Origin of the sequence: Kordia sp. SMS9, assembly GCF_003352465.1 — a bacterium.
Taxonomy (GTDB): Bacteria; Bacteroidota; Bacteroidia; order Flavobacteriales; family Flavobacteriaceae; genus Kordia.
In genome coordinates this window covers 4,698,387-4,725,348 of the sequence record NZ_CP031153.1, presented here as the reverse complement: position 1 = coordinate 4,725,348, position 26,962 = coordinate 4,698,387, and the positions used below count along the sequence as shown (strand labels likewise).

The following is a 26,962-nucleotide window of genomic DNA, read 5'->3' as shown; positions in this document are numbered from 1 at the left end:
TGACAATCGTTTTTTTAAAAGGTTTTCGTTAAATAATTATTTTAAAATTTATCATTTTACATTTAAAATTTCTTTTCCCTCACCCAAAACACCACTTCCCTCAATGTTGGTTTTTTATCGTAGTAAGGATTCCTAGTTTCGTTAGGAACTTTAAAATCAATACGTGATGAAAAAACTCTTAACACTCTGCATATTCTTGATGATTAGTCAAGTTTGGGCACAAAAAATAGAAGTAGGCGGAAAAATTACGGACGAATCAGGACAACCATTACCAGGCGCATCTGTTCAACTAAAAAAGACCAAAAAAGGAGTTACTGCCGATTTTGATGGAAAGTACAAAATACAAACAGAAATCGGATCTATTTTGGTGTTTTCTTATGTAGGATTTACTCCGAAAGAAGTTGTAGTTACTCAAAAAGTACTGAATGTAAAATTAAAACAAGGTGAAAACTTAGAAGCTGTAACTATTGTAGCGTATGGAGGAAGAACCGATACAGCAAAAGTAGCTTCTGCTATAGCAACGGTTTCGAGCCAAGATGTAAAAAGAGTACTACAAGGACAGGCAACAGGAATTCAAGTAGAAGGTTATGCATACGGACAACGGGGAAACGTATCTTATCACAGTCCACAACATCAAACTTCCAACGAATCATACAAAGAAATCAATGAAAACACCTTTAAACGTGCAACATTAACACCGTTGTCTACGTTTTCTATTGATGTAGATCGCGCAGCATATAGCAATGTGCGACGCATGATTAATAACGGAATGGCAATTCCAGCGGATGCGGTAAAAATTGAGGAAATGATCAATTACTTTGAATACAAGTACGATCAACCAAAAGACAGACATCCATTGGCAATTCACACGGAAGTGGGCGTTACACCTTGGAACAAAGACACAAAACTGCTAAAAATTGCTTTAAAAGGAAAAGAAATTCCATTAGAAAAAATTCCGCCATCCAACTTTACTTTTTTAATTGATGTTTCGGGTTCGATGTCATCACGCAATAAATTACCCTTACTAAAATCAGCGTTTAAATTAATGGTCGATAAGATGCGCGAGGAAGATAAAGTTGCGATTGTTGTATATGCGGGCGCGGCAGGAATGGTCTTAGAGCCAACTTCGGGCGCAAATAAAGAAAAAATACTCAATGCGTTGAACAAATTGCAATCTGGAGGCTCAACTGCTGGTGGCGCAGGCATCGAATTGGCGTATAAAACGGCGACTGAAAACTTTATCAAAGACGGAAACAATCGTGTGATTTTAGCAACCGATGGCGATTTTAACGTTGGGCGAACAAGTAATGGCGACATGGAAACTTTGATTGAAGCAAAACGTGAATCAGGCGTGTATTTATCCGTATTAGGATTTGGAATGGGGAATTACAAACACGACCGTTTGGAGTTGTTGGCAGACAAAGGAAACGGAAATCACGCGTATATAGATACGATGCAAGAAGCGTATAAAATCTTCGGGAAAGAATTTGGCGGAACTTTATATACGATCGCAAAAGATGTAAAATTACAATTAGAATTCAACCCAAATACAGTGCAAGCATATCGCTTAATTGGCTATGAAAACCGCTTATTGAATGATGAAGATTTTAAAGATGACAAAAAAGATGCTGGCGAATTAGGCGCAGGACATACGGTAACAGCTTTATACGAAATCATTCCCGTAGGTGTAAAAACCGATTATTTAAAAGATGTAGATGATTTAAAATATACAGACAAAAATAAAACTGTAAAATCATATTCAGACGAATTGTTGACAGTGAAAATTCGCTACAAAAAACCAAACAAAAAGAGAAGCATTCAACTCAAAGCTGTGGTTGAAAATGAAGTTGCAAAAAATACGTCAGATGATTTCAACTTTACAGCAGCAGTTGCCTTGTTTGGAATGCAATTGCGAAACTCAGAATATCACAACAATTCAAAGTTGGAAGATGTGGTAACGTTGGCGGAATCAGGTAGAGGAGACGACAAAAACGGGTACAGAGCAGAATTTATCCGTTTGGTAAAATCGAACGCTACTAAGACTAAGTAGTTGTATGATTTTACTCATCAAAACGCTACGTTGACTCAATAGAGGTTTCAAAACCGACAGTAACGACGTACATTTAAAATAGAATTAACAAAGGTTGGTTGTTTAGTTGTTTTAGAAAAGCCTAGTAAAATTCTTATTTATTAGGTTTTTCTTTTTTTGTTAATAAAATCATAAAAATTATAAAGAATGGCATAGAATTTGTGACTTTTCCGGAAGCGAATCTTTGCTTTCTATACGAAATAAAGATTAGGTTATTTTAGGTTTTTTAGGGGGAAAAGGTCTGGTAAGTAAGTTACTAGGCCTTTTCTTATTTTTTGATAGTTATGAGATGTTTCAAAGGAAATACTGATGATACGAACTCTGTTTTTGATTCAAAAAACGTCTGAAGTAGTTTTTTAAATGTTGAATGTTAAATTTTGAATGTTAAATTGGGAGGTTTCAAAGGAAACACTGATGACACGAACTCTGTTTTTGATTCAAAAAACGGTTGAAGTAATTTTTTTAAATGTTGAATGCTAAATTTTGAATGTTAAATTGGGAAGTTTAAAGACAATTTTGAAGTTTTTTTAAAAATATATGAATATCAACGCATTAAAATGTTCAGTATAAAATCACAATAATCACAATAATCACAATAATCACAATAATCACAATAATCACAATTTTTTGGGCGTATCCTCCGATAGCTCTCCGGTCGCGCTTTCGAGCGTCGCTCTCTTCGAGGAGCTCCAACAAAGCTCTCAATCGCTTACGCGAAATCAAACACTATTTTTCGGTATCAAGAAACTTTTCGAAACAAATAAGCGAATCGACGAATCGACGAAAAACGAATTCACAAAAAGAAGTTTAAAAGTTGAAGAGTTTAGCCTATGAAATTCTATGAGTATTCAGATGTTAGTATTGAGAATTGAGAAGTTCCCAATGTAAATTTTGAATATAAAAAGTATTTTTCTTCACCAAAAACAAATAGACGAATTCACGAAAAACGAATTCACAAAAAGAAGTTTAAAAGTTTATAAGTTTATAAGTTTAGCCTATGAAATTCTATGAGTATTCAGATGTTAGTATTGAGTATTGAGAAGTTTCCAATGTAAATTTTGAATATAAAAAGTATTTTTCTTCACCAAAAACAAATAGACGAATCGACGAAAAACGAATTCACAAAAAAGAAGTTTATAAGTTGAAGAGTTTAGCTTATGAAATTCTATCAGTATTCAGATGTTAGTATTGAGTATTGAGAAGTTTCCAATGTAAATTTTGAATTTAAAAAGTATTTTTCTTCACCAAAAACAAATAGGCGAATTGACAAAACCCAATACCAAAAAAACAAAAACCCAATCTAACAGCAAAGCACTACTAAAATACGAAGAGCGGTAGCGATCTAAAGGCAAAGCCGTTTCTAACTACACCTGAATCACGCCCAAATTAAAAGCTTTCTCAATCGGCGCCTGATTTGCTGCTTCAATTCCCATAGAAATCCAAGTTCTAGTATCTAGTGGATTGATAATTGCATCGGTCCACAAACGCGCTGCGGCATAATACGGAGAAATTTGTCGATCGTAACGTGATTTTATTTTATTGAATAATTCCTCTTCTTTCTCTTTGGTGATTTCTTCGCCTTTTTTCTTCAACGAAGCGGTTTCAATTTGCAACAATACTTTTGCAGCAGAATTTCCACTCATTACGGCGAGTTCTGCACTTGGCCAAGCAGCGATCAATCGTGGATCATACGCTTTTCCACACATGGCATAATTTCCAGCGCCATAGGAATTTCCAATCACAATGGTAAACTTAGGAACAACGCTATTACTAACGGCATTTACCATTTTAGCACCATCTTTAATAATGCCGCCGTGTTCGGATTTGCTTCCGACCATAAATCCTGTGACATCTTGTAAAAATACCAGCGGAATCTTCTTTTGGTTACAATTGGCAATAAATCGTGTGGCTTTATCCGCAGAATCTGAATAAATAACACCGCCAAACTGCATTTCACCTTTCTTAGTTTTCACCAACTTCCGTTGATTTGCGACAATTCCAACTGCCCAACCATCAATTCTGGCGTATGCGGTAATAATACTTTGTCCGTACTTTTCTTTGTATTCATCAAACTCTGAATTATCTACAATTCGTTTGATGATTTCTTTCATATCATACTGCTCATGACGCGCTTTCGGAAGAATTCCAAATATATCTTCTGGATTTTCTTTCGGTTTTGCCGCTTTCACACGATTGTAACCTGTTGGCGTATAATCACCAATCTTACTCACAATATTCTGAATCGTCGTCAACGCGTCTTTATCATCTTTCGATTTATAATCGGTCACACCCGATATTTCACAATGTGTAGTAGCGCCACCTAAAGTTTCATTATCAATACTTTCACCAATGGCAGCTTTTACTAAATAACTTCCCGCCAGGAAAATACTTCCTGTTTTATCAACAATCAGCGCTTCATCACTCATAATTGGTAAATACGCGCCACCTGCCACACAACTTCCCATTACGGCAGCAATTTGGGTAATTCCCATACTGCTCATTACAGCGTTATTTCTAAAAATTCGCCCAAAATGTTCTTTATCTGGGAAAATTTCATCCTGCATTGGCAAATACACACCAGCGCTGTCTACCAAATAAATAATGGGCAATCTATTTTCGATAGAAATTTCTTGCGCGCGTAAATTTTTCTTTGCCGTAATCGGAAACCAAGCGCCTGCTTTTACAGTTGCGTCATTAGCAACTACAATACATTGCTTTCCTTTCACATATCCAATCTTCACAACGACACCACCAGAAGGACAGCCACCGTGTTCTTGATACATTTCGTCTCCTACAAAAGCTCCAATTTCAATCGAAGGTTTCTTAGCATCTAGCAAAAAATCAATACGCTCGCGCGCTGTCATTTTTCCTTTACTGTGATGTTTATCAATACGTTTCTGTCCGCCACCTAAGGCTACTTTGGCTAAGCGTTGACGTAATTCTGATGCTAAAAGTTTGTTGTGATCTTCGTTCTTATTGAAGTTAATGTCCATGGTTATTTTATTTTCAATTGCTAAAATACAAAACTAATATCGCTATTGAAAGGCGCAAAGTTTGAAAGTTTTCTTAAAATACAGTTAAATGAATTACATGGGAATAGTTTCCTTGGAAAATAAAAATATTTTACTTACATTTGTAAGGTAATTAAAAATAACCAACATGAAAACTCAAAAAATAATTTATTACATACTAACAGGTTTATTCACAGCTTTAATGTTATTTTCAGCAAGTATGTACTTTTTTAAATATCCTGATATGGTAGCAGGATTTAAAACATTTGGATATCCAAGTTATATCATTTATCCGCTAGGGGTTGCAAAAATTTTAGGATTAGTAACCATTTGGCAAACGAAATACAAAACGATCAAAGAATGGGCGTATGCAGGATTCTTTTTTAATGCAGTACTCGCTTTTTTTGCACATTATATGATAGGTGATGGAGAACAAATGGGAGCAATTATTGCAGTTGTATTAATACTAAGTTCTTATTACTTCGGAAAGAAAACAGAAAGTATTTAACACATACAAATACACAAATACACAAATACACAAATCAACAAATACACAAAAAATAACTATGAAAACAATTGTAGCCTTTGCAGGAAGCAACAGCAAAACATCGATCAACAAACAATTAGCAACTTATGCAGCAAATTTAGTAGATGGTGCAGAAGTCAAAGTATTAGACTTAAATGACTATGAATTACCGATGTACGGAATTGACAAAGAGCAGGAAATCGGAATTCCAGAAAATGCACGTACATTTTTAAAGACTATTCAAGCAGCAGACGGAATGGTACTATCCTTAGCAGAACACAATGGCGTATATGCAGCTGTATTTAAAAATATATTTGATTGGATGTCTCGAATCGATGGAAAATTGTGGGGAAATGTTCCTATGCTTTTAATGGCAACTTCGCCAGGTGGTCGTGGTGGACAAACAGTTTTAAACATTGCGAAAGGAAGTTTCCCATACATGGGAGGAAATATTGTCGCAAATTTTTCATTGCCAAACTTCAATAATAATTTTAAAAATGGTGCAGTAACCGATGAAGCTTCCCTAAAAGGATTAAAAGCGGCAGTTGCCAAACTTCAAGAAGCAATTTAAAAAGACAGATTTGTTTTTGTAATTTTAAGCATATAAAAACGTATAAACCACTGTAAACTAATGAATCATGGAAGAAAAAGAAATTATCAAAGAATATAGCAATGAAGACATTACAGTGGTTTGGAAACCCAAAACTTGCACACATTCCAAAAACTGTTGGAAAGGATTGCTACAAGTATTCAATCCACAAAACAGACTTTGGATTAATATGGATGGTGCTTCTACAGAACGTATCAAAAAACAAATTGCAGCATGTCCTTCGGGCGCTTTATCATACAAAAGTAACAAAGAAGGCGACCAAGAAGCGTTGCAATTAGAAACCAAAGTGGAAGCCTTAGAAAATGGACCATTACTAGTGTACGGTACATTAAACATCACAAATTCCGACGGAACCAAAGAAAAGCGAAACAAAACCACCGCTTTTTGCAGATGCGGAGCTTCACAAAACAAGCCATTTTGTGATGGAGCGCATACAGATGCAGGTTTTGAGGGATAGCGGTACTAATTTATGAGTTAAAAGTTAAGAGTTAACAAAAAGAAATATATATTTTAAGAGGCAAGAGGCAAGAGGCAAGAGGCAAGAGGCAAGAGGCAAGAGGCAAATTCACAAACTACCAAATTCACAAACTACCAAATTCACAAAAAACAAATCATGGGCGATATTTCGGAAGACATACAATCAACATTTCCATCTGAAAAAGTAAAAGCCTTGATCAATATAAAATACACGGCAAATTGGATCAGTAGCAAAGAGAACGAATTTTTCAAACCTTTCGGAATCTCTCCGCAGCAATTCAACATTCTCCGTATCCTAAAAGGAGCAGGAGAAGCGATCAAAGTACAACAAATCAAAGATCGCATGATTGAAAGAGCGCCAAATGCCACAAGATTGATGGACAAGCTATGCGCAAAAGACTTAATAGAACGCATTCCTTGTCCAACAGATCGAAGAGTTGTACACATTGCCATCAAAGACAATGGAATTCAACTCCTAGAAACCATTGCGGAACACATGCCAAAAATTGATTGGTTAGGAAAGCTTACACAAGAAGAAGCTTCGCAACTAAGCGACTTATTGGATAAAATTCGCTAAAAAAAAATTTAATTAAATATTTTCCATGGAAAATAAATTAAAAGAAAGTAACTATCATGAAAACACTCAGAAGCATAGCCTACAAAGGTAAAAGTGACTATGTAAATATGGGCGGAAACTTAATTCGCCAACCCTTACCAACACAAGAAATCGATCAAGTAGATCCGTTCTTACTATTGCATCATTACAAATACGATGTAGGACCGTACAGTCCAGGATTGTCCTTATCGCCACATCCACATCGCGGATTTGAACCAGTAACGTTCCTTTTTCAAGGAGAACAACTGCACAGAGATTCACTCGGAAACGAAGGAAATTTGCAAGCGGGCGACGTACAATGGATGACAGCTGGAAGCGGAATCATTCACGATGAAGGTCCCACAAAAGACTTTGTTGGAACGATGGAAGGTATCCAATTGTGGGTAAATCTTCCAAAAGAGTTCAAAATGACCACGCCGAAATATCAAGACGTCAAAGCGGACAACATGCCAATTATTCCTGTAGAAAACGGAAAAGGAAGCATCAAAGTTGTAGCGGGAATACTCAATGGACAAAAAGGTCCGACGAGCACATTTACAGAAATCAATGCGTTCCTTGTAAATTTAGAAAGTGATGGAAAAACAACACTTCCAATTCCTACACATCATGAAGTATTGGTATATCTCTTAGATGGTGAAACACGCGTCAACGATGCACAAACCTTGAAGTCGGACAAAATACAATTTGTCACATTTCACAAAGATGGAGAAGCGATTGCATTGGAAGCCAATCAAAACAGCAGATTGTTAATTCTTTCTGGTGAACCGATCGAGGAAGAAGTAAGCTCGTGGGGACCGTACGTAATGAACACGCAAACAGAAATCATGGAAGCCTTACGCGATTACCAACAAGGAAAAATGGGACATCTATATTAACGGTTTTTCATTCCTGAGAAGGCTGGAATCTATTAGAATTGAGCTTTTAGAATTGAGTATTGAGAAGTCTCAAACAGCGTATGAGGCACTTGAAGATCGAAAATCATTTGGGCGTAACCTTCGAAAAAAAATCGAAGGTCGCGCTTTCGAGAGTCGCTCTCTCCGAGGAGCTCCAACAAATCTCTCAATCGCTTACGTGTCATATCGAGCGCAGTCGAGATGCAAAGAATATAAGATGTTCTAAACGACAAACGAACACATGAAAAAATATAAGTGTTAGCATTAAAACTATCTAAAAATAAACAACTTAACACATAATACGCAAAAACATGCAAACAATATATCACAAAGCAAACACAAGAGGAAAAGCAGATCACGGATGGTTAAAAAGCCACCACAGTTTCAGTTTTGCAAGTTTCCAAGATCCACAAAAAATGGGCTTCGGACAATTGCGCGTACTAAACGATGATATTGTAAAACCAAAAATGGGCTTCGGAACACATCCGCATCGAAACATGGAAATCATTTCCATTCCGCTAAGTGGCGCATTATCGCACAAAGATAGTATGGACAACAAACGCGCCATCACGGTTGGAGAAGTGCAAGTCATGTCCGCAGGAACAGGTTTACAACATTCCGAATTCAATGATAGTAAAACCGATGAGGTCAACTTCTTGCAATTGTGGATTCAACCACAAGAATTGGAAGTAACACCGCGTTACGAGCAAAAACAATTTGACGAGAGCAAACGTGAAAATCAATTTCAAACGGTGGTGGCGTCAAAAGACAATGTGATCGACGATGCACTTTGGATTCACCAAGATGCGTACATTTCCTTAGGAAACTTTGACGCTTCACAAACGGTTAATTTCAAACTCAACGATGCTTCACACGGAATCTACGTATTTTTACTAGAAGGAGAAATTACCATTGGTAACGAAACACTTTCTCAAAAAGATGCAGTTGGTATTTGGGAAACGGAAAATGTAGACATCAGCATCAAAGAAGACTCCAAAATTCTTGTTGTGGAAGTTCCGCTGAATTAAATAAGTTACTGTAAAACACACTTCAAAGAGGTTGTTTGAAAGCCTTTGAGACGTCATTTTGAACTTGATTCAAAATCTCCTCAAATCTTTTCAAACAACCTTTTTTACTTTTACAATCAATTCCATTAACAGTTCATTCCAAAAAAATCTAAAGTACTTCTCAAAAAATAACTATCTTGCATACTATTATGCGCGCATAGTAAAATAAGTGATTCTTTTTAGCAGAATTATAGTATCTTTAAAACAACCACAAAAATTATCAATTTCCATGAAATACAAGCATATTTTTGAACCGTTAGATTTGGGATTTACAACCATCAAAAATCGGGTGTTAATGGGCTCCATGCACACAGGTTTGGAAGAAGAAAAAAGCGGATTTGAACGCATGGCAGCTTTCTATGCCGAACGTGCCAAAGGTGGTGTCGGATTGATTGTTACTGGAGGAATGGCACCAAGTGTGCGTGGTTGGCTTGCGCCTTTTGGAGCTCGTATGAGTACAAAAAAACATGCAAAAAAACATCAAGTAATTACGGAAGCAGTACATAAAAATGGTGGAAAAATATGTATGCAAATTTTACATGCAGGTCGTTACGGATATCATCCGTTGAATGTAGCGCCATCCGCAATAAAATCACCAATTACACCTTTCAAGCCAAAAAAACTAAGTGGAAATGGTGTAAAGCGAACGATTAAAAACTTCGCGAAATCAGCTTCGTTGGCAAAAGTAGCAGGATATGACGGCGTAGAAATCATGGGTTCGGAAGGATATCTGATCAATCAGTTTATTGTGGAACGTACCAACAAACGCTCGGATGAATGGGGAGGAAATTATGCCAATCGTATGAAATTTGCTGTTGAAATCATCAAAGCTGTTCGAGAAGCAGTTGGAGAAGAATTCATCATTATCTATCGTTTGTCCATGCTCGATTTGGTAGAAAAGGGAAGCAGTTGGGAAGAAGTGGTACAACTTGGAAAAGCGATTGAAAAAGCTGGTGCAAACATCATCAATACAGGAATTGGTTGGCATGAAGCTCGAATTCCAACCATAGCAACGTCTGTACCAAGAGCTGCGTTCACATGGATTACAGAACGTATGAAGCAAGAAGTTTCCATTCCATTAATTACTTCCAACAGAATCAATATGCCAAATGTTGCTGAAAAAATATTGGCAGACGGACATGCAGACATGATTTCCATGGCGCGCCCATTTTTAGCAGATGCCGAATGGGTAAACAAAGCGGCAGAAGAAAAAGCAGATGAGATTAATACCTGTATCGCTTGTAATCAGGCGTGTTTAGATCATATATTTAATAAAAAAGTGGCGAGTTGTTTGGTAAATCCGAGAGCCTGTCACGAAACCGAATTCGATTATCAACCTGCAAAAATTAAAAAGAAAGTAGCAGTTATTGGTGCAGGACCTGCAGGTATGGCAGCCGCAACCATTGCTGCACAACGTGGACATGAAGTAACACTATTTGACGATCATGCAGAAGTTGGTGGACAGTTTAATATTGCGAAACAAATTCCAGGAAAAGAAGAATTCTACGAAACCATTCGCTATTTCAACAGGCAAATCGAATTGCACAATGTAGAGTTGCAACTCAACAAACGTGTCACTGCTGACGAACTTTCACAAGGAAATTTTGAAGAAATCATTTTGGCAACAGGAATCAAGCCGAGAACACCAAAAATTGAAGGCATAGCACACGAAAAAGTGCTCAGCTATTTAGATGTTTTAAAACATAAAAAACCTGTCGGAAAACGTGTGGCAGTTATTGGTGCTGGCGGAATTGGTTTTGATGTTTCTGAATATTTATCGCATGAAGGCGAATCGACTTCCCAAAATATTGATGCGTGGTTGACAGAATGGGGAATTGACAAAAGTTTGGAAGCGCGAGGCGGCATTGAAAACATGAAACCTGAATTTCACGGTTCGCCACGAGAGATTTTTATGTTTAAGCGAAGCAAAGGGAAATTTGGCGGAAACTTAGGAAAAACCACCGGTTGGATTCACCGAACGAACTTAAAAAAGAAAAAAGTAAACTTCATCGGAGAAGTGCAATATACCAAAATTGACGATCAAGGATTGCATTACACTAAAAATGACGAAGCCAATATATTGGAGGTGGACAACATTGTCATTTGTGCAGGACAAACACCGCTCAAAGAATTATTAGATCCGCTACAAGCAAAAGGAATGACTGTTCACGTTATTGGTGGCGCAGACATTGCCGCAGAATTAGATGCAAAACGCGCCATAGATCAAGGAAGTCGTTTGGCTGCGAAGTTGTAAAAGCCGAAAAATAGAACTAAAAATCCGCAATGTTTCAATCATTGCGGATTTTTTAGTTTTTGAGTCTTTGAGTCTTTGAGTTTTTGAGTCTTTGAGTCTTTGAGTCTTTGAGTCTTTGAGTTTTTGAGTCTTTGAATCAAGAATTAATAGATTTCCGCCTACGCGGGAACAGGTCTAAAAGCGTTCACACTGAGCTTGCCGAAGTGAAGCGATCTAATATCTAGTTGCGTAAGCAACTTAATAGACAGGCTCCACCGTATATCCTTGTTTTCTCAATAAATTAATCACACCTTGTTCGCCTGGTAAATGCAAGGCACCAACACCAATAAAAGCAGGTGCTTCGGTTGCGATTTTTTCAATTAACGGAATCCAATTGCGGTTGCGTTGATCTACGAGACTTTCTTGAAAATCTGCTTCCATTCCTTGCTCGGTCATGACAGATACTAGGCCTTCTAAATCTTCAGCATTGTAATATTTGGTCATTTTGTCAAAGCTTTTTTTGCTTTCTTCCATGCCGCTTGTCGCCATTTCCACTAAGGATTTCAGTTGTTCTTCATAGGGAATATTATCAAAAACTTTCATTTGATCTTCAATAGTTTCCAATCCAATCACCTCTTCTTTTTGTTCTTTGGCAACTTTCATAAATTCTGTTTCATAAGCTGTTCCGTTATCGCACACTGCCATTTTCTGTGTCAACGTTGCGGTAATGGCAAACGGTTTCATGGTGTTGAACATTGTTAAATCGACACCAACCTGTTTCTTAAAAAAGTCAGACAATGTTTTGTAATCTTCATCACTCATCATGCCTTTAATGGTTTTTCCGTCTTTCATAAAAAGAAGCTTCATCATATTGGCTTGTAATTTCGGATCGGTCATGTCAATTTCCAATACCAAACGCTCGGTTTCGTCAAACGCTTTTCTGAGCTTGTCCGTGTATGTATAATCACATGTCAAGTGAATAGTTCCATATAAATACGATGGTTTTGTGATGTCTTTTCCAGAAATTTTCCAAAGTAGCGAATTGGCTAATTTAGGAGCTTCATCACTGTTTGAAGCAGATTTATAAGAATTACAGCTGATAAAAAAGGAAACAACTAAAAGTATAATTAGGGAAAGTTTTTTCTTCATAAATGGGAATTTAATTTTTAAGCTAATTTTTGATAAATATACTAAAATATGTGTGTACTTTTTTGAAACTTTTTAAGAAGTCAATCCGTGTGATAAAATTATTTTTTTTAATTTTTAGATTAAATATTCGATATTTGCAATTCATGAAAGCGCAAAGGATTGAGGTATTGTTGAAGCTCCTCGAAGAGAGCGACTACCGAAAGCCTGACTTTTATGTAAGCCGAGGAACTCGAAGTTTACATAAAAGATGCGCCAAAACAATACACTATGGGAATGAATAAAAATACAGTATTAGCTTGGGCTACATGGATTATGATTATCGTTGGCATTGGGCTAATAGTTTTAGGAGTTATTAAATATGAAGAAGTTGCTGCTATCGGTTTTTCAGCAGTAGGAATTGGATTTTTTGCCATTGCGTGGGTTTTTAATGCGCTGAAAGGTAGAGTGTAACACCAATCATCAATACAATACACATAAGGCTTCCAGTTTTGGAAGCTTTTTTTGTAGTAAAAAGTTGAAGTTTGACTGAAATATTGTAGTTTTACTTTGTATGTGTGAAAGCATATTTTATACGAAAAGCAATTTCATTACATGGAGTTAGAACAACTCATAGAACAATTTAAAAATAAAGATGCCAAAGCGTTTGAATCGTTGTACGATATGTATAACGATAGCATTTTTGGTGTCGTTAATACGATTGTGAAGAATGATACTATTGCCACAGAAGTAATGCAAGATGTGTTTATAAAAGCTTGGAATAAATCAGATACGTACACCGCCAAAAAAGGGCGTTTTTTTACGTGGTTGCTCAATATTGCTCGGAATGCGGCGATTGACAAAGTACGTTCCAAGTCCTACAAAAACACCCAACAAAACCAAGACATTGATTATTACGTACATAGTATTGAAAGCAATGATAATTTAGATCGGCAAGTAAATGCCATTGGCATTAAAAAGTATGTTGGAAAACTGGCAGAAAAGTGCAAACAAATCATAGATTATATTTATTTTAAAGGATACACACAAAAAGAAACGGCGGAAACACTAGATATTCCCTTAGGAACTGTAAAAACTCGAAATAGAAACTGTATTAGCGAACTTAGAAAAGTACTCAACGTATAAATGGATAGCAAAGAATACATAGCATCTGGAATTTTAGAACTGTATGTAGCAGGCGCGCTTTCTGAACAAGAAAACGAGCAAGTGTATGCCATGATGCAACAATATCCAGAAGTGATGCAAGAAGTACTTTCTATTGAAGCTGCTGTGCTAAGTTTGACCGCAGCTACGGCGCAAAAAGATACAACTGCTGTTTTTGATTCGATTAAAGAAAAATTACAACTTTCGGATGCTAAGGAAGCTGAAATTCCTGTCATTCCATTGAAAAAAGAGCGTTCTATATTTCGTTATGCAGGTTGGGCAGCCGCGGTTGTACTTGCCACAGGATTACTATTTACGATGGTATTGAATAACGATTTGGAATCTGAAATCGAGATGGTACGTGCAGAGCGAGAAGCGTTGAAAAAACAAATATATGAAGCCAATAGCGATTTAACTGCCGCCAACGATTTGTTAAACGTGTTGCGAACCAAAGATATCATTTCAGTACCATTGGGCGGACAAGCTGTTTCACCAGAATCCTACGCAAAAGTATATTGGGATAAAAAATCGAACAATGTCTACTTAGATTTACAAGGCTTGCCAGATCCGCCAGCAGGAAAAGTATATCAGGTTTGGTCTTTAAAACTCAATCCGTTAACGCCAACGAGTTTGGGCGTGATAGACAATTTCACAACAGATACCGACAAAGTGTTCGATTTAGAAAACGCCAACGAATCCGAAGCCTTCGGAATTACCTTAGAACCCGCAGGTGGAAGCGAATCGCCAACGTTGGAGCAATTGTATACACTTGGTGTGGTAGCTTCGAATCCTTAATGAAAAAATACTTTTAAGATATAAAAAAGCGAACTTTTTACAGTCTGCTATTTTTGTAAATTCTCTTAACAAACTGCGGGATAGCTATTAAAAAATGATACACAACAGTCGTTTCTGCATTGTGTTAATACCGCACTTATTCCACCGCTTCTAATTTTGGAATCTGTAACTTTTACATGTGAAATTGATTTTTTGTTTACTATCAACGATTTAAAATTTCTTTTTTTGTGGTATAATTTTTGGTTAAAAAATACTAATTAAGTTACTATAAAGCACGTTGACATCGTTGCGTATTAATTGTAAAATTAAGTTTGAATACTCTTTTTAACGTTTATCTATAATGATCTAACCAAAAACGACCAATCTTCATTTGATGAAAAAGATAAAATTTTTATACCTGTTGTTGTTGATCATGTTGTTTTTTGCGGCGTGTGATCGATTGAAAGTTGAAGATGCATTTTGTGCCAATGAAAAAAGAGTATTTTCTCTTCCAGATTCACTCCAAAAAATTACTTTAGACTATCAGCTTGAAGCGAAGCCGTTGATGAGTTACATTGAAAAACAACTCGGAATAGATTTATGTCAAAAACCTGCAAATTTCGGAGTAATCTTAGCGAATAATAATGCGGTAACTGTGCAATTACATAAAATCTTCTGTGTTGATGGAATTATTAGTTGTTTTATAAGACGAGACGAAGCACAGATTTCGTTAAATAAAGAAGGTGTATTGCTTGTAGAACAAGAACTTGTCGCGATTGATTCCATAACGTATTGGTTAGAAGCAAATTTACTGAATCGCAAGAAAATAAATTACAAAAAAACGTCTCTAAGTTGGGAAACAGATACACCAAAAGACAGTATTGAAAAAACGTTTGTAAATATTAAAAAAGGGTATGTGTTAAGTTATCGCAAACGCACAACAGAATTTTTCAAGAAAACTATCTGCGATGTTTCAAGCCATCAATTAGACAGTTTACAGAAACTACTTCCTCTCACAATACGATTGGAATTGAATAAATTTCCAATTCCACCGCCACCGCCGATTCCAGAAAAAACTACTAATTCACCTTAAAAAAAGACACTTCCTCACAAAGTGCCTTTTTCAATAAAAACCAATCGCCTAACAAAAAGTTAGTTTTTTACGAATTGTATACTTATAATCGTTGTATTTTTTGCGTCATGACAGGACCAAGTTCAAAACTGCTGTCCAATAATTCCGCTTTTATAGTTGCTATGTTGTTTGTGTTTCCGTTTGCTTTTAAAATCTCAGCTACATGATACATCGCTACAGGTTCAAACGTTTTGTCAATCACGTGTTGTTCTATAATTTCTAGTGCTTTTTCCGAGTTTCCTTGCAAATGATACGTCCAAGCCAACAAATCGTATGCTTGCGCTGTGGGACGTAGTTTGACTTCTTCTTCAGCTAATTCTAACGCTTTTTCAGTATTATTTAACTCTTCCGAGAGCATCGAAATTGCATACGAATTGTACATCACACCATACTTTTCATCCTTAATAGCATTCATAAATGCGTGAAGGTTTTGTTCTTTTTCAGCACTTTCTTCCATAAATTCAGCAATTTCTGCTTTTAATAAGTAATAATCAGGTGATGCGTGTTGTGTCATGATCGTATTCAAAATTCGCAAGGCTTCTGTTGGATTCTGCTCGTACGAAAACACAATCCACGCAATTCCTTTTTTCGCATACGCATCGTTTGCATCTAGTTTCAAAGCTTTCAAATAGTGATCGTAGGCATCTTTAATTCTTCCGGCGTGACCGTAAAAGTCTGCCAAATTCGTGTACGCCCATTGCTTTAAATACTTGTTATTTGCATCTTCTACTTTCCATTTGGCTTTTTCCATCATCTTAATGGCTGCCAATAATTTTCCTTTATGATCGTACCATTTTGACAAACGAATCATAGCATCAAAACTATGTTCATTTTTAAAAATGTTGAGGTAGGTCGACGCTTCTTCCGTGCTTCCAAGTTCTAAATGTACATCAAACAACATCTTTTGTGTCGCTTGCAAATTTTCACCCAAAACTTCTGCTTTTTGTAATAATGCCAATGCTTCTTGAAAACGGTGTTGTGAAATGTAATTGCGAGCCAAACTACGAAGGTGACTTGCCTGTTGATATTGTGTCCGTTCATTCAAAAGCTCCAAATGCGAAGCCGCTTCCAATAAATGAGAAATTTCGCCAGTTGCCTTAAACAGCTGAGAATGTGCACTTGCAACTTTTGCATGATACGGATATTGATTTGGGGATTTTTCAAGTTTTTTTGACCAAAATGTATAAATTTCGTTTGCTGTTTGCTCATTTGTATTTTCAGCAACTGCTATATACGAATTATACGATGTAGCATTGGTGATTTTTTGTGATGGAGCAGACGTACAACTTAGTAACAGTAAGCTTACTCCAAGTAGTTGAAAGGCGATAGTATTTTTCATTGGATTGTTTTTTATAATGGTGACTACATTTGAAAAGTTAAAAAGAGAGCATCTAGCTTGATCGTAGAATTAATTAAAAACAAAAAACTAGTGTGCCAAATGCTCTCTCAGCAAATCAGATAATTAACTTACCACGGTGAGGCTAAGTATGGAAAGGAGGACAAAAAAGGCTTGTCGTTCGCATCAACATTGTCATCAGAAAGAGTTGGGTTTTCTGTGAAGTCTTCGCCTCCAAAAATTAGTAATAATTCTACGGTAATAACGTCGTCCGCTAATGCGCGACCAGTTAAAACATTGGTTCCGTCAAAAAATGTGGTGGTTCCATCTAAAGAAACATTTAAAACGTCGGTTGCTAACAAACCTGTAAAGGCTGCGGCATCTTGTCCCAATGCATTTTGATCGCCAGGATTGGCAAAAGCTGGACTCAACGCAGTTAAATTTGTTTGAAAAATGCCTTGAAAAGCAGCATTTTGTTGCGATGGAATCGTAGTGTTAAACATATCTTTACTTGCCGATCCTACAAAAACAGTATTGATTGCAGGTCTTCCCATTTGGTCTTCCTGTGCATAAGTTCCTGAGAAATCGGGTGTGCTGTCAATTACGATAGTATTGTCGTCAGAAGAACAACTTGTCAGCATCACGGCGCTTAAAAGTGCTATTCCGAAAATAGATTGTATAGTTTTCATGATAATATTTTTTATGTGTGAATGATTGTTTACTTATTGTTTTCCTTTGGCTTCCGCCCAAACATTGATAGTTCCTGTACCGCCAATTTGTGATTTTGGTACTTCAACTACGATTGATAGTACATTGCTTCCTGCAAACGTGTCTGTCCCAGGATCGTTAAAACTTGTAGCATTTCCTGCGATGATTTCGCCGTACTGCGCAAAATCCATAAAAAACGGATCATCTCTTGGACCTGCAAAAAATTGCATTCCGTTGTTCGTTGCAGTAATGGCGTTAGCTCCGTAATTAGTGATTTCTACAAAAGATTCCGTTCCCGAAGTTTCGATAACGCTGTTCAATCCTGTTGCACTAGGTGCTACGGGACCAAAAAAGTACATACGATCTCCACGTGGAATTGCTTGAATCACTAAATCTTCCACATTGTCTCCCGACGTATCAATATTAATTTCAATCAATGTGTTTTCGTCAAAAGCAGCATTTCCTGTTGCTGCCGGACTCAACAATCCTTGTGTGTTTACCACAAATGCTATAGAATTGTTGTCTGCTCCCTGAAAGGCGTAGAAATCGGTAATGTCTGCGGATGTTCCTTGTACGGCAGGCGCTTCAATATGATCGGCTGCAATCAAAAAGAAACTTCCCACCAACACAATACTAATTCCTAAAATGGTTGTTACTCGTTTCATAATTTTAAAAGTTTAATTAGATTTTTATTGTATTACGGTTTTATATACGAGAACCATTAGCGGACGGTTTTTAAAAAGTGTAATTTTTTTTAAAAAAGTTTAAAGGTTTATATGTTTAGTGTTTTAAAGTTCTGGAAATCAGAATTTTGATTCGGTTTAAAAAGTTTGCTTTTTAAAAGTATTTTTTTGCTTTCGCGAATTGTTATTGAGTGAAAATTTAATTTTTACATCATTCAATCTTTTCATCTTTCAATCTCAAAATATACGTGCGAATGCTACGACATTTATGTATATTTGTCTTCTAGCAAATAACCAACACATTATTATTATGTCAGACGATAAGAAAGTTATCTTTTCCATGAATAGGGTTTCTAAAACCTATCAAAGTACCAACAAACAAGTTTTAAAAGATATATACCTCAGTTTTTTCTACGGAGCTAAAATCGGGATTCTCGGTCTCAACGGTTCTGGTAAGTCTACCTTACTAAAAATCATTGCTGGCGTAGAGAAAAACTATCAAGGTGATGTTACGTTTTCGCCAGGATACAAGGTTGGCTATTTAGAACAAGAACCACAATTAGACGAAACTAAAACGGTGATGGAAGTTGTTAAAGAAGGAGTTGCCGAAACGGTAGCCATTCTTGATGAATACAACAAAATCAACGACATGTTTGGATTGGAAGAAGTATATTCTGATGCAGACAAAATGGACAAGTTGATGGCACAACAAGCAGATTTACAAGACAAAATTGACGCTTCTAATGCTTGGGAACTAGATACCAAGTTAGAAATTGCCATGGACGCATTGCGTACGCCTGAGCCAGACAAACTGATTGGCGTACTTTCTGGTGGAGAACGTCGTAGAGTTGCTTTGTGTCGTTTGTTATTACAAGAACCAGAAATTTTATTACTTGATGAGCCTACCAACCACTTGGATGCAGAATCTGTACATTGGTTAGAGCATCATTTGGCACAATACAAAGGAACTGTGATTGCGGTAACGCACGATAGGTATTTCTTAGATAATGTTGCTGGTTGGATTTTAGAATTGGATCGAGGAGAAGGCATTCCGTGGAAAGGAAACTATTCTTCTTGGTTAGATCAAAAATCGAAACGTATGGCGCAGGAAAGCAAAACGGCTTCCAAACGTCAAAAAACATTAGAACGCGAATTAGAATGGGTTCGTCAAGGAGCCAAAGGTCGTCAAACAAAGCAAAAAGCACGTTTGAAGAACTATGACAAATTGATGAGTCAAGATCAAAAACAAATGGACGCAAAGTTGGAAATTTACATTCCAAACGGTCCACGTTTAGGAACCAATGTGATTGAAGCTACAGGTGTTTCAAAAGCATTTGGTGACAAACTATTATATGAAGATTTAAACTTCAACTTACCACAAGCAGGAATTGTGGGCGTTATTGGTCCAAACGGAGCTGGTAAAACGACCATTTTCAAAATGATTATGGGCGAAGAAACACCGGATAAAGGAACATTTACGGTAGGAGAAACGGCAAAAATCGCGTATGTAGATCAGTCGCACTCTAACATTGATCCGAATAAATCCATTTGGGCAAACTTCTCTGACGAGCAGGAATTGGTGATGATGGGCGGAAAACAAGTAAATTCGAGAGCCTATTTAAGTCGATTCAACTTTGCAGGAAGCGAGCAAAACAAAAAAGTAGATACACTTTCTGGTGGAGAACGAAATCGTCTGCATTTAGCCATGACACTCAAAGAAGAAGGAAACGTATTGTTACTAGATGAGCCAACAAACGACTTGGATGTAAACACGTTGCGAGCGTTGGAAGAAGGTTTGGAAAACTTTGCAGGTTGTGCGGTAGTCATTTCGCATGATAGATGGTTTTTAGATCGTATCTGTACACATATCTTAGCTTTTGAAGGCGATTCGCAAGTATATTTCTTTGAAGGAAGTTTCTCCGATTATGAAGAAAATAAAAAGAAACGTTTGGGTGGCGACTTGATGCCGAAACGTATTAAATATAAGAAGTTGATTCGTTAAACTTCGATAAACTCAGTCTACGAATTGCACGAGCAGCTTTGCTGCAAAAAAAAACTATAGTTGGAGCGAGTTTATAAACTTGTTCCAACAATGATAATGAAACTCGCGATTACTAATAGAAGTCTAAGAATTTTCAGCCAGTTTAAACACATGCGTCAGCCAATCATTGACAATGCAGTCTAAAATTAGATGCACGCGTGGTTGATCGCTGTTGTTTCTGACTTCATGTTCAATGTTGAAGTTGCAATACCAACATTCGCCAGCTTTCATCGGAATAGGCTTGTCTTCTACTAAAATTTCGACCTTATCATTCGTTTGCACAGGAATATGAAGACGGACTTGTCCAAGTTCAAAACTATAGCCTGTATCGCGATGTTTTTGAATGCTGGCACCAGGATCTAAGGTATGTACACGAAAGGTTTCTACATTGCATTGAAACATCTCAAAAATAGAAAGTAAGTACGGACATTTTTTTAGAGCATCATTCGGTTGAAAAACGGGCAAACCATCTGGACCGTTTTTGGGTTCAATGAAGTGCTTTAACCACAAGGTTTCCAATTCCACAGACGGATTGTAGATGTCTTGATAGTCTTTATCTGAAAATTGAGCCAATTCTTTTTTCATGATATCGGGCTCAAATTCGAAAGGGAGTTTTATAGCATTCATGTCTCTAATGTATACATTATTTGGTAAATACTTCCTTTTCATCAGAAAAAGCCTTGAATTCTAACGGATTTCCGCTAAAATCAAACACAAACATCGTGCGTTGTTCTCCAGTTTGTCCAGCATAGCGTGTTTGCGGTTTCACGACAAATTCAATAGCATTTGCTTCAAAGGTTTGCTGTAAGTTTTCAAATTGAGGAATCGTCAACAAGCAGCCAAAATGTGGAATTGGCACGTTAATTCCGTCCACTTTTCCACAATAATCAAGTGTTGGAATGTTATCACTCACATGCCCTGTTAATTGATGTCCAAAAAAATTAAAATCAATCCAGTTTTCTGTTGAACGGCCTTCAGGGCAACCTAACATTTCCACATAAAATTTTCGAGTTAATTCAATATCTTTTACTTTAAAAGCGAGATGAAAAGCATTCATTTTCGAGAGGTTTTATATAATGAGCACAACGCTCAATTGTAATTTGCTACAAGATATCATTGTTTTTATTTTTACCAAAATGGTATTGCTAAAGATGCTGTACGCTATTTCTCTCTAAAGATTTTTTTTGAAAGTATTTTACTATGGTATTTTTTCGTATTTTAGGATGTTTTTAAAACTCAAATCTTTGAAAAACGTACTACGAACTACCACCATTTTATACCTACTGATGATTTTTCCTGCACGGAGTCAAGACCTGCAAGAAGAACAAATTCGCGATAGTATTTCCAAATATATCAATATTGCGTCTGAAACCTATTACAAGTATCAGTACAGAGAAGCTATTGAAGCAGCAAATACTGGAATTAAGTTTGCAAACCAAATTAACGATTATTATTTCTTAACCTTATTTTACAATGAATTAGGATTGTCGTATGATGGAGTGTCAGAATTTTCTAAAGCCAAAAAAAATTACTTAGAATCTTTACGGTTTTCTCAAAAAGTAGATAATGATACCATTAAAGGTTGGGTGTACAATAATCTTGCGAATTTATATTCGGAAGGTTTCAAAAAAACCGATTCTGCCCTTATTTATTATAAAGAATCGTTGCGCTTAGCTGAAAAAATAAAAGATACTTCTGAAATATTGACACCAATCATCAATATTGGCTGGACGTACGCAGATAAAAATGAGTATGATACGGCATTTCCCTATTTGGAAAAATCGGAACAGCTAATTTTTACCAAACATGGAGACAATTCTGCAAAAGGACAAATCTGCTATTTATTAGGTCGTTATCATTTGCATAAAAACAATTTAGAGGTATCTGATACGTATTTTCAGGATGCGATTGCCTATTCAGAAAAAGCAGAAAAACTGGAAGAGTTGACTGAAATTTATGATTACTATTCTCGGTTAGCAGATAGACAAGGAAAACATAAACTTGCTTTTAACCGATTGCAAACACATTTAAAATATAGAGATTCAGTATTCAATAGAACAAAAATAGAAGAGAATCAGAAAGCCTTGGCAAAGTTTGAGGTTGAAGATTATAAAAATGACTTAGAGCGTGTAAAAAAAGAGCAAAAGTCGCAGGAAACCATTATGAAAAAGTCACAACAAATCTCGTATGTGTTGATGATTGCGGGTTTTATCTTGATTTTACTGTTGATCAATATGTTTAAAAACTACAAATTTAGGAACAAAGCATTGAACAAACTTCGCTCTAAAAATGCACAATTGAGAGAAGCGAAAGAAGAAGCCGAATCACAGGCAAATTTAAAAGCCCAATTTTTCTCTACGGTAAGTCACGAATTACGAACACCTATGTATGGCGTTGTTGGTTTAACTTCGTTATTATCAGAAGATTTTCCAAGCTTAAAAAATAATGAGAACTTTAAATCACTCAAATTTTCAAGTACATATTTACTCTCGTTAATAAACAATGTATTGCAGATCAATAAGATAGAATCGCAAGGTGTAAAGCTAGAAAGCATTCCGTTTAATGTGAAGAATTTGATGAATGAAGTCGTGAACTCGTTCAGTTTCGCGGCAAGTCAAAATAAAAATAAAGTCCATCAAGAAATTGATCCAAACATTCCAGAAATTCTATTGGGCGATTCGGTACGCTTATCTCAAATTTTGATGAATTTGATTGGAAATGCAATCAAGTTTACTGAAAATGGAAACATTTGGATTCGTCTAGAATCTGAAGGAAGTGAAGGCAAAACACATTCGATTAAATTTGTCATTCAAGATGATGGAATTGGAATTCCAGAAGAAAAGCAAGTTTCTGTCTTTGATAAGTTTGTGCAATTGCGTCCTATTGAAAAAAACTATCAAGGAACGGGCTTAGGGTTGTCGATTGTAAAACGATTGTTATTGCTTTTTGATAGTGATATTTTACTAAAAAGTGAAGAAGGTAATGGGACAGAGTTTTCATTTTCCATTGCTTTTGAAGAAAGTACAGAGCTTTCCACGAAAAATGTTTCGATGCCAATTCAGACGATAAATACAATTGAAAAAACTATTTTGATTGTAGATGATAATAAAATAAATCGTGTGGTAACTAAGCGAATTCTTCAAAATAAAGGCTTTCAATGCGATGTTGCTGAAGATGGTTTGGATGCGATTGATGTGCTGAAAGAAAGTACATTCGATTTAATTTTGATGGACATTAATATGCCACGAATTGACGGAATAGAAACCACGAAACGCATTCGTGAAACAGATCAAAAAACGCCAATTATAGCGTTAACTGCCGTAGAAGAAGATCAAATACGCGATCGAATTTACGAAGCGGGAATGAACGATTTTATCATCAAACCGTACGATTTGGCAGAATTTCATCAAATTATTCTCAAAAATCTATACATTAATATTATATAAAATAGGCACTTCCGTAGATGTAGACAGCACACAAAATCAATTCTCCAATAAAAAGACTTACTCCAAAAACGACAGGATTAATCTTCATCGCGCCAGCGGTATAACAAATCAAATCGGTAGGGACAAACGGAAAAAACGCCCAAAATATGATAAATAAAGGACCATACTTTCCTGAGAGTTTCTCTTTTATTAGTCTGGAAGCTTTGGTATGTTTCTCAAAAAGCCTCACAAAACCGAGTTTATCGGAGAAATAATAGACAATCATTGAGGAAATTACAATTCCTACCACAGAAATCAGCAATACCAAAAATAAATTATGAGGAAACAAAAACACGCCAGCAAAAATGAGTGCAGTACTTGGTAGCATGACAAAGCCTCGAACTAGATGAAAAAGAAAGAAAATTGCCCAACTGTAATTTCCATACGATTGAATCCAGGTGACAATACTTTCTCTTGAAAATGTATCGGGAGCTATGATATTGTATACAATAAAGCCAAGGATGAGCACAATCCAAAAACGTCTAAAAAACGTGATATAACTTTCTTTCATGGAAAACTTCTTCAGTTCGTATACAAGACGCCAAAGCTACACATTTGTTACGAGGAAGTACGATGATTGAAAGATTAAATGATTGGAAAGCTACATTCTTTAAAGAGTCTATTATTTAGGTATTTGGTTTTAGGCATTTGGTATTAGTGGCGTTTCAAAGAAAACCTCTTTTATGATAAAAGCAGATTGCCACGTCGCAAACTCCTCGCAAAGACTATCAAAAAAGCTAACAATTCTAAGCAAGTCTAAAAGCGTAAGCGATCTAAAAGCAACACGTATCTAACAATCCAACAGCAATTCCATCTTAATATCTCCACGATCATACGGATTATTTTCTTCGATAGGAATTTCTACAAAACCGTATTTTTCGTAAATATAAAGTGCGTTTTTAAGTTTTCGGTTGGAGTAGAGGATGAGTTTTTCGAATTTATTTTCTTTAGAAAAATCTAAGCAGTATTGTAATAAGTGCTGCCCAATTTTTTGTCCTCTTAATTTTGGTAAAACCGCCATTTTACTGAGTTCAAAAATATTTTCTTTCATTTTGATCAGTGCGACAGTTGCTACAATTTCATCGTGTATTTTTACGAAAAAAATATAACCACCAGGATCCATAATGTATTTTTTGGGCTGGCTCAACACTTCTTCATCGTGTGGTTCCACATAGAAAAAAGCTTTCAACCATTCAACATTCAATTCGTAAAAATCTTGGGTATATTGTTCTTCAAAAGGAATAATTGTCATTGCATTCATAATTATTTTCGCATAAAATCGGTAATCAAATAGCTCAATAATTTCCCTACTACATACATTTCTTGCACATTGTCAGGATTAGGTGCAGCTTCACACAAATGTAAATAAGCAGCATTTTTTTGTGTTCCAAAAAAGGACGCAAACATACGTGCTTCATTTGCGGTAAAACCACTTGGCGTCATAGCGCTACTCGGAATATTTTCAATCACGTCACAATCAATTTCGACACCAAAAGGACGATTGTTGATAAATTTCAACGCTGTATTCAACTGAAAGGTAAATCCTTGTTCGTGGCGAATTTTAATACCTTCAAACGTATTGTATCGAATGCGTTCGGGATAATTATCAATTGTTTTAAAAATTTTTTTCGACGTGTAATTTTTATGCAATCCGAAGATAAAATATTTGTCCAAAAAGCTTCTTTTAAACGCATAACTAAAGCCGTTTCCGCTATGTCTTCCTTCCAGATTTCGAAAATCGGAATGTGCATCCAAATTCACCACATTGATCGCTTTACTTTTGCCTAACGAAGTTCCTTTAATGTTTCCGTACGCATTGTTATGTCCGCCACCAATAATAATAGGAATTTTTCCAGCACTGACGATTTGATAGATTAAAAACGTAACTTCTTCATCAATTGTGTGCACCAATTTGCTTAATTTTTGATAATAATACGGAGAAGAAGTACTAAATGTTTCTGCGGTTGCTAACAATTCAGAAAAATCTAAATGTCCTAAAATCAGCAAGCGTCTTCCTTTATTAAACGCGTTGTCTTGTGTATTTACAAGCGATTTTAAAGCGGCATTCCAAGCGGTTGTAGCACCAGCTTTTCCGTGATTGGCACGAATTCCGATGTCTTCAGGAATTCCCAATAACACATATTTAGCGTCAGATTGTTGTAATTGTGCGACTAAATTTTCGGATGATGGAAGTGTTTCTACCTTTTCACCAAACTTAGTTTCGCCATCGCGTTTGGAAATCAGCGTGTTGAGGTCAGCACGTGTGGACAGTTGTAGCATGGTTTTTTAATAAATTGCGTAATGCTAATGTACGTTTTTAATTCATTTGATGAAATAGTCTGGTTGGAAAAGATAATTTTTTACTTTGATACATTCAATGTGGCAACGATGCTGAAAGTGCCGCAATACATTCCTCACGAATTTTCCAAATTTCTTCAAATGAATAGGAGATTTGTTTTTCTGAAATCCATTGTTTGAGAAAATTTTGGTGAACGTCTACTTTGTGCGTTGCAATTTGATGCGGTAGAATTTCTTCTTCAGCGAGAATGCAATTTTGAAAAGAAGTAGTGTTGGTGCTTGCGCGCGTAACATCTAGTACCTTTCCGTTGATTTTTAAATACGTGTGCGCTTCTGGAATATATTCGAGTTGATGCTGTTTCAAAATAGTGCCAACGCCTTTGGTATTGCTTTCGTTCATTTGGTAAATGCCAATGAATAATTGCACGGTTTCTTGCTGACTTTCCACAGCAAGTTGTTTTAAAAACGCGTGTTTTGTGGAACAGGTTCCTTTTTGTTCAGGAATGATCAAACGATACGCACTACGATCTGACGTTCTTCCGTAAGGTAATTGATGCACGTACGCAATCGCGCTTTTGAAATCATACACGCCGTTTTCAATCATCAACTTGGACAATGAACCATTCTGCGGAAGCAGGAAATTTAGCATAATGATTGGTTTTTATAAAGTTGAACGTTTTTTCGAATTATTCTC

23 protein-coding genes and 2 pseudogenes are annotated in these 26,962 nt (G+C 36.3%); 14 read left to right on the top strand and 11 right to left on the bottom strand.

Annotation, left to right across the window (positions count from 1 at the left end; all coding sequences use genetic code 11):
* The first annotated feature begins 166 nt into the window (after positions 1 to 166).
* Positions 167 to 2,050, top strand: coding sequence for a VWA domain-containing protein (locus tag KORDIASMS9_RS20030; RefSeq protein WP_114904559.1), 1,884 nt, complete (start codon positions 167 to 169; stop codon positions 2,048 to 2,050).
* Positions 2,051 to 3,453: 1,403 nt separating this feature from the next.
* On the opposite strand, the gene KORDIASMS9_RS20025 is transcribed toward KORDIASMS9_RS20030, so the two are convergent.
* Complete coding sequence (locus tag KORDIASMS9_RS20025; protein ID WP_114904558.1) at positions 3,454 to 5,082, bottom strand: acyl-CoA carboxylase subunit beta; 1,629 nt, start codon at positions 5,080 to 5,082, stop codon at positions 3,454 to 3,456.
* 166 nt (positions 5,083 to 5,248) lie between these two features.
* Here KORDIASMS9_RS20025 and KORDIASMS9_RS20020 point away from each other — a divergent pair, with 166 nt between their 5' ends.
* The 7 genes from KORDIASMS9_RS20020 (at position 5,249) to KORDIASMS9_RS19990 (ending at position 11,543) form a co-directional block, all read left to right on the top strand.
* Positions 5,249 to 5,608: a DoxX family protein gene (locus KORDIASMS9_RS20020; RefSeq protein WP_114904557.1), complete on the top strand. Its 360-nt coding sequence runs from the start codon at positions 5,249 to 5,251 to the stop codon at positions 5,606 to 5,608.
* A 58-nt stretch (positions 5,609 to 5,666) separates the two neighbouring features.
* Positions 5,667 to 6,197: an NADPH-dependent FMN reductase gene (locus tag KORDIASMS9_RS20015; RefSeq protein ID WP_114904556.1), complete on the top strand. Its 531-nt coding sequence runs from the start codon at positions 5,667 to 5,669 to the stop codon at positions 6,195 to 6,197.
* Between the two features lie 67 nt (positions 6,198 to 6,264).
* A complete protein-coding gene (locus tag KORDIASMS9_RS20010) occupies positions 6,265 to 6,693 on the top strand; it encodes a (4Fe-4S)-binding protein (RefSeq protein WP_205318013.1) in 429 nt (142 codons plus the stop codon).
* Positions 6,694 to 6,849: 156 nt separating this feature from the next.
* Positions 6,850 to 7,290 (top strand): MarR family winged helix-turn-helix transcriptional regulator, encoded by a 441-nt coding sequence (locus tag KORDIASMS9_RS20005; RefSeq protein WP_114904554.1) that lies wholly within the window; start codon positions 6,850 to 6,852, stop codon positions 7,288 to 7,290.
* Between the two features lie 56 nt (positions 7,291 to 7,346).
* Complete coding sequence (locus KORDIASMS9_RS20000) at positions 7,347 to 8,204, top strand: pirin family protein (protein ID WP_114904553.1); 858 nt, start codon at positions 7,347 to 7,349, stop codon at positions 8,202 to 8,204.
* A gap of 329 nt (positions 8,205 to 8,533) precedes the next feature.
* Positions 8,534 to 9,250: a pirin family protein gene (locus KORDIASMS9_RS19995; protein WP_114904552.1), complete on the top strand. Its 717-nt coding sequence runs from the start codon at positions 8,534 to 8,536 to the stop codon at positions 9,248 to 9,250.
* 268 nt (positions 9,251 to 9,518) lie between these two features.
* On the top strand, positions 9,519 to 11,543 hold the full coding sequence (locus tag KORDIASMS9_RS19990) for an NADPH-dependent 2,4-dienoyl-CoA reductase (RefSeq protein ID WP_114904551.1): 2,025 nt from the start codon (positions 9,519 to 9,521) through the stop codon (positions 11,541 to 11,543).
* 237 nt (positions 11,544 to 11,780) lie between these two features.
* Here KORDIASMS9_RS19990 and KORDIASMS9_RS19985 read toward each other — a convergent pair whose 3' ends face one another.
* Positions 11,781 to 12,671 (bottom strand): TraB/GumN family protein, encoded by an 891-nt coding sequence (locus KORDIASMS9_RS19985; protein ID WP_114904550.1) that lies wholly within the window; start codon positions 12,669 to 12,671, stop codon positions 11,781 to 11,783.
* A gap of 267 nt (positions 12,672 to 12,938) precedes the next feature.
* On the opposite strand from KORDIASMS9_RS19985, the gene KORDIASMS9_RS19980 reads away from it, so the two are divergent.
* From KORDIASMS9_RS19980 to KORDIASMS9_RS19965, 4 genes are all read left to right on the top strand, one after another.
* Positions 12,939 to 13,121, top strand: coding sequence for a CAL67264 family membrane protein (locus KORDIASMS9_RS19980; protein ID WP_114904549.1), 183 nt, complete (start codon positions 12,939 to 12,941; stop codon positions 13,119 to 13,121).
* Between the two features lie 141 nt (positions 13,122 to 13,262).
* Positions 13,263 to 13,793 carry an RNA polymerase sigma factor gene (locus tag KORDIASMS9_RS19975; RefSeq protein WP_114904548.1) on the top strand — a complete coding sequence of 177 codons (531 nt, stop codon included), beginning with the start codon at positions 13,263 to 13,265 and terminating at the stop codon, positions 13,791 to 13,793.
* Complete coding sequence (locus tag KORDIASMS9_RS19970; RefSeq protein ID WP_114904547.1) at positions 13,794 to 14,606, top strand: anti-sigma factor domain-containing protein; 813 nt, start codon at positions 13,794 to 13,796, stop codon at positions 14,604 to 14,606. It abuts the gene before it with no gap.
* Between the two features lie 373 nt (positions 14,607 to 14,979).
* A complete protein-coding gene (locus KORDIASMS9_RS19965) occupies positions 14,980 to 15,678 on the top strand; it encodes a hypothetical protein (RefSeq protein WP_162820078.1) in 699 nt (232 codons plus the stop codon).
* A gap of 82 nt (positions 15,679 to 15,760) precedes the next feature.
* Here the strand turns inward: KORDIASMS9_RS19965 and KORDIASMS9_RS19960 are convergent, their stop codons facing one another.
* The 3 genes and pseudogenes from KORDIASMS9_RS19960 to KORDIASMS9_RS23890 all read right to left on the bottom strand — a co-directional run.
* On the bottom strand, positions 15,761 to 17,056 hold the full coding sequence (locus KORDIASMS9_RS19960; protein WP_114904545.1) for a tetratricopeptide repeat protein: 1,296 nt from the start codon (positions 17,054 to 17,056) through the stop codon (positions 15,761 to 15,763).
* A 128-nt stretch (positions 17,057 to 17,184) separates the two neighbouring features.
* A pseudogene (locus tag KORDIASMS9_RS23895) lies at positions 17,185 to 18,120 on the bottom strand (DUF4331 family protein).
* 33 nt (positions 18,121 to 18,153) lie between these two features.
* Positions 18,154 to 18,426 (bottom strand): annotated as a pseudogene (locus KORDIASMS9_RS23890) (DUF4331 family protein); the annotation flags it as partial.
* Between the two features lie 328 nt (positions 18,427 to 18,754).
* On the opposite strand from KORDIASMS9_RS23890, the gene ettA reads away from it, so the two are divergent.
* Complete coding sequence (gene ettA, locus KORDIASMS9_RS19945; protein ID WP_114904542.1) at positions 18,755 to 20,446, top strand: energy-dependent translational throttle protein EttA; 1,692 nt, start codon at positions 18,755 to 18,757, stop codon at positions 20,444 to 20,446.
* Between the two features lie 123 nt (positions 20,447 to 20,569).
* Here the strand turns inward: ettA and KORDIASMS9_RS19940 are convergent, their stop codons facing one another.
* Together KORDIASMS9_RS19940 and KORDIASMS9_RS19935 are read right to left on the bottom strand one after the other, a co-directional pair.
* Positions 20,570 to 21,154, bottom strand: coding sequence for an aspartyl/asparaginyl beta-hydroxylase domain-containing protein (locus KORDIASMS9_RS19940; RefSeq protein WP_240321093.1), 585 nt, complete (start codon positions 21,152 to 21,154; stop codon positions 20,570 to 20,572).
* A complete protein-coding gene (locus tag KORDIASMS9_RS19935) occupies positions 21,129 to 21,542 on the bottom strand; it encodes a VOC family protein (protein ID WP_114904541.1) in 414 nt (137 codons plus the stop codon). The genes KORDIASMS9_RS19940 and KORDIASMS9_RS19935 overlap by 26 nt, the downstream gene beginning before the upstream one ends.
* Positions 21,543 to 21,729: 187 nt before the next feature.
* Here KORDIASMS9_RS19935 and KORDIASMS9_RS19930 point away from each other — a divergent pair, with 187 nt between their 5' ends.
* On the top strand, positions 21,730 to 23,931 hold the full coding sequence (locus tag KORDIASMS9_RS19930; RefSeq protein WP_162820077.1) for a response regulator: 2,202 nt from the start codon (positions 21,730 to 21,732) through the stop codon (positions 23,929 to 23,931).
* Here the strand turns inward: KORDIASMS9_RS19930 and KORDIASMS9_RS19925 are convergent.
* The 4 genes from KORDIASMS9_RS19925 to KORDIASMS9_RS19910 all read right to left on the bottom strand — a co-directional run bounded on the left by KORDIASMS9_RS19925 (position 23,924) and on the right by KORDIASMS9_RS19910 (position 26,917).
* Entirely contained in the window at positions 23,924 to 24,481 is a 558-nt protein-coding gene (locus KORDIASMS9_RS19925; protein ID WP_114904539.1) for a TVP38/TMEM64 family protein, read from the bottom strand. The two genes, KORDIASMS9_RS19930 and KORDIASMS9_RS19925, sit on opposite strands and share 8 nt — an antisense overlap.
* 279 nt (positions 24,482 to 24,760) lie before the next feature.
* A complete protein-coding gene (locus tag KORDIASMS9_RS19920) occupies positions 24,761 to 25,231 on the bottom strand; it encodes a GNAT family N-acetyltransferase (protein ID WP_114904538.1) in 471 nt (156 codons plus the stop codon).
* A gap of 2 nt (positions 25,232 to 25,233) precedes the next feature.
* Positions 25,234 to 26,250: a formimidoylglutamase gene (locus KORDIASMS9_RS19915; RefSeq protein WP_114904537.1), complete on the bottom strand. Its 1,017-nt coding sequence runs from the start codon at positions 26,248 to 26,250 to the stop codon at positions 25,234 to 25,236.
* 94 nt (positions 26,251 to 26,344) lie between these two features.
* Positions 26,345 to 26,917: a hypothetical protein gene (locus KORDIASMS9_RS19910; RefSeq protein WP_114904536.1), complete on the bottom strand. Its 573-nt coding sequence runs from the start codon at positions 26,915 to 26,917 to the stop codon at positions 26,345 to 26,347.
* Positions 26,918 to 26,962 lie beyond the last annotated feature (45 nt).

Coding starts and splice junctions, on each gene's coding strand:
- KORDIASMS9_RS20030 (WP_114904559.1), top strand. CDS start 167: ATGAAAAAACTCTTAACACTCTGCATATTCTTGATGATTAGTCAAGTT.
- KORDIASMS9_RS20025 (WP_114904558.1), bottom strand. CDS start 5,082: ATGGACATTAACTTCAATAAGAACGAAGATCACAACAAACTTTTAGCA.
- KORDIASMS9_RS20020 (WP_114904557.1), top strand. CDS start 5,249: ATGAAAACTCAAAAAATAATTTATTACATACTAACAGGTTTATTCACA.
- KORDIASMS9_RS20015 (WP_114904556.1), top strand. CDS start 5,667: ATGAAAACAATTGTAGCCTTTGCAGGAAGCAACAGCAAAACATCGATC.
- KORDIASMS9_RS20010 (WP_205318013.1), top strand. CDS start 6,265: ATGGAAGAAAAAGAAATTATCAAAGAATATAGCAATGAAGACATTACA.
- KORDIASMS9_RS20005 (WP_114904554.1), top strand. CDS start 6,850: ATGGGCGATATTTCGGAAGACATACAATCAACATTTCCATCTGAAAAA.
- KORDIASMS9_RS20000 (WP_114904553.1), top strand. CDS start 7,347: ATGAAAACACTCAGAAGCATAGCCTACAAAGGTAAAAGTGACTATGTA.
- KORDIASMS9_RS19995 (WP_114904552.1), top strand. CDS start 8,534: ATGCAAACAATATATCACAAAGCAAACACAAGAGGAAAAGCAGATCAC.
- KORDIASMS9_RS19990 (WP_114904551.1), top strand. CDS start 9,519: ATGAAATACAAGCATATTTTTGAACCGTTAGATTTGGGATTTACAACC.
- KORDIASMS9_RS19985 (WP_114904550.1), bottom strand. CDS start 12,671: ATGAAGAAAAAACTTTCCCTAATTATACTTTTAGTTGTTTCCTTTTTT.
- KORDIASMS9_RS19980 (WP_114904549.1), top strand. CDS start 12,939: ATGGGAATGAATAAAAATACAGTATTAGCTTGGGCTACATGGATTATG.
- KORDIASMS9_RS19975 (WP_114904548.1), top strand. CDS start 13,263: ATGGAGTTAGAACAACTCATAGAACAATTTAAAAATAAAGATGCCAAA.
- KORDIASMS9_RS19970 (WP_114904547.1), top strand. CDS start 13,794: ATGGATAGCAAAGAATACATAGCATCTGGAATTTTAGAACTGTATGTA.
- KORDIASMS9_RS19965 (WP_162820078.1), top strand. CDS start 14,980: ATGAAAAAGATAAAATTTTTATACCTGTTGTTGTTGATCATGTTGTTT.
- KORDIASMS9_RS19960 (WP_114904545.1), bottom strand. CDS start 17,056: ATGAAAAATACTATCGCCTTTCAACTACTTGGAGTAAGCTTACTGTTA.
- ettA (WP_114904542.1), top strand. CDS start 18,755: ATGTCAGACGATAAGAAAGTTATCTTTTCCATGAATAGGGTTTCTAAA.
- KORDIASMS9_RS19940 (WP_240321093.1), bottom strand. CDS start 21,154: ATGAAAAGGAAGTATTTACCAAATAATGTATACATTAGAGACATGAAT.
- KORDIASMS9_RS19935 (WP_114904541.1), bottom strand. CDS start 21,542: ATGAATGCTTTTCATCTCGCTTTTAAAGTAAAAGATATTGAATTAACT.
- KORDIASMS9_RS19925 (WP_114904539.1), bottom strand. CDS start 24,481: ATGAAAGAAAGTTATATCACGTTTTTTAGACGTTTTTGGATTGTGCTC.
- KORDIASMS9_RS19920 (WP_114904538.1), bottom strand. CDS start 25,231: ATGAATGCAATGACAATTATTCCTTTTGAAGAACAATATACCCAAGAT.
- KORDIASMS9_RS19915 (WP_114904537.1), bottom strand. CDS start 26,250: ATGCTACAACTGTCCACACGTGCTGACCTCAACACGCTGATTTCCAAA.
- KORDIASMS9_RS19910 (WP_114904536.1), bottom strand. CDS start 26,917: ATGCTAAATTTCCTGCTTCCGCAGAATGGTTCATTGTCCAAGTTGATG.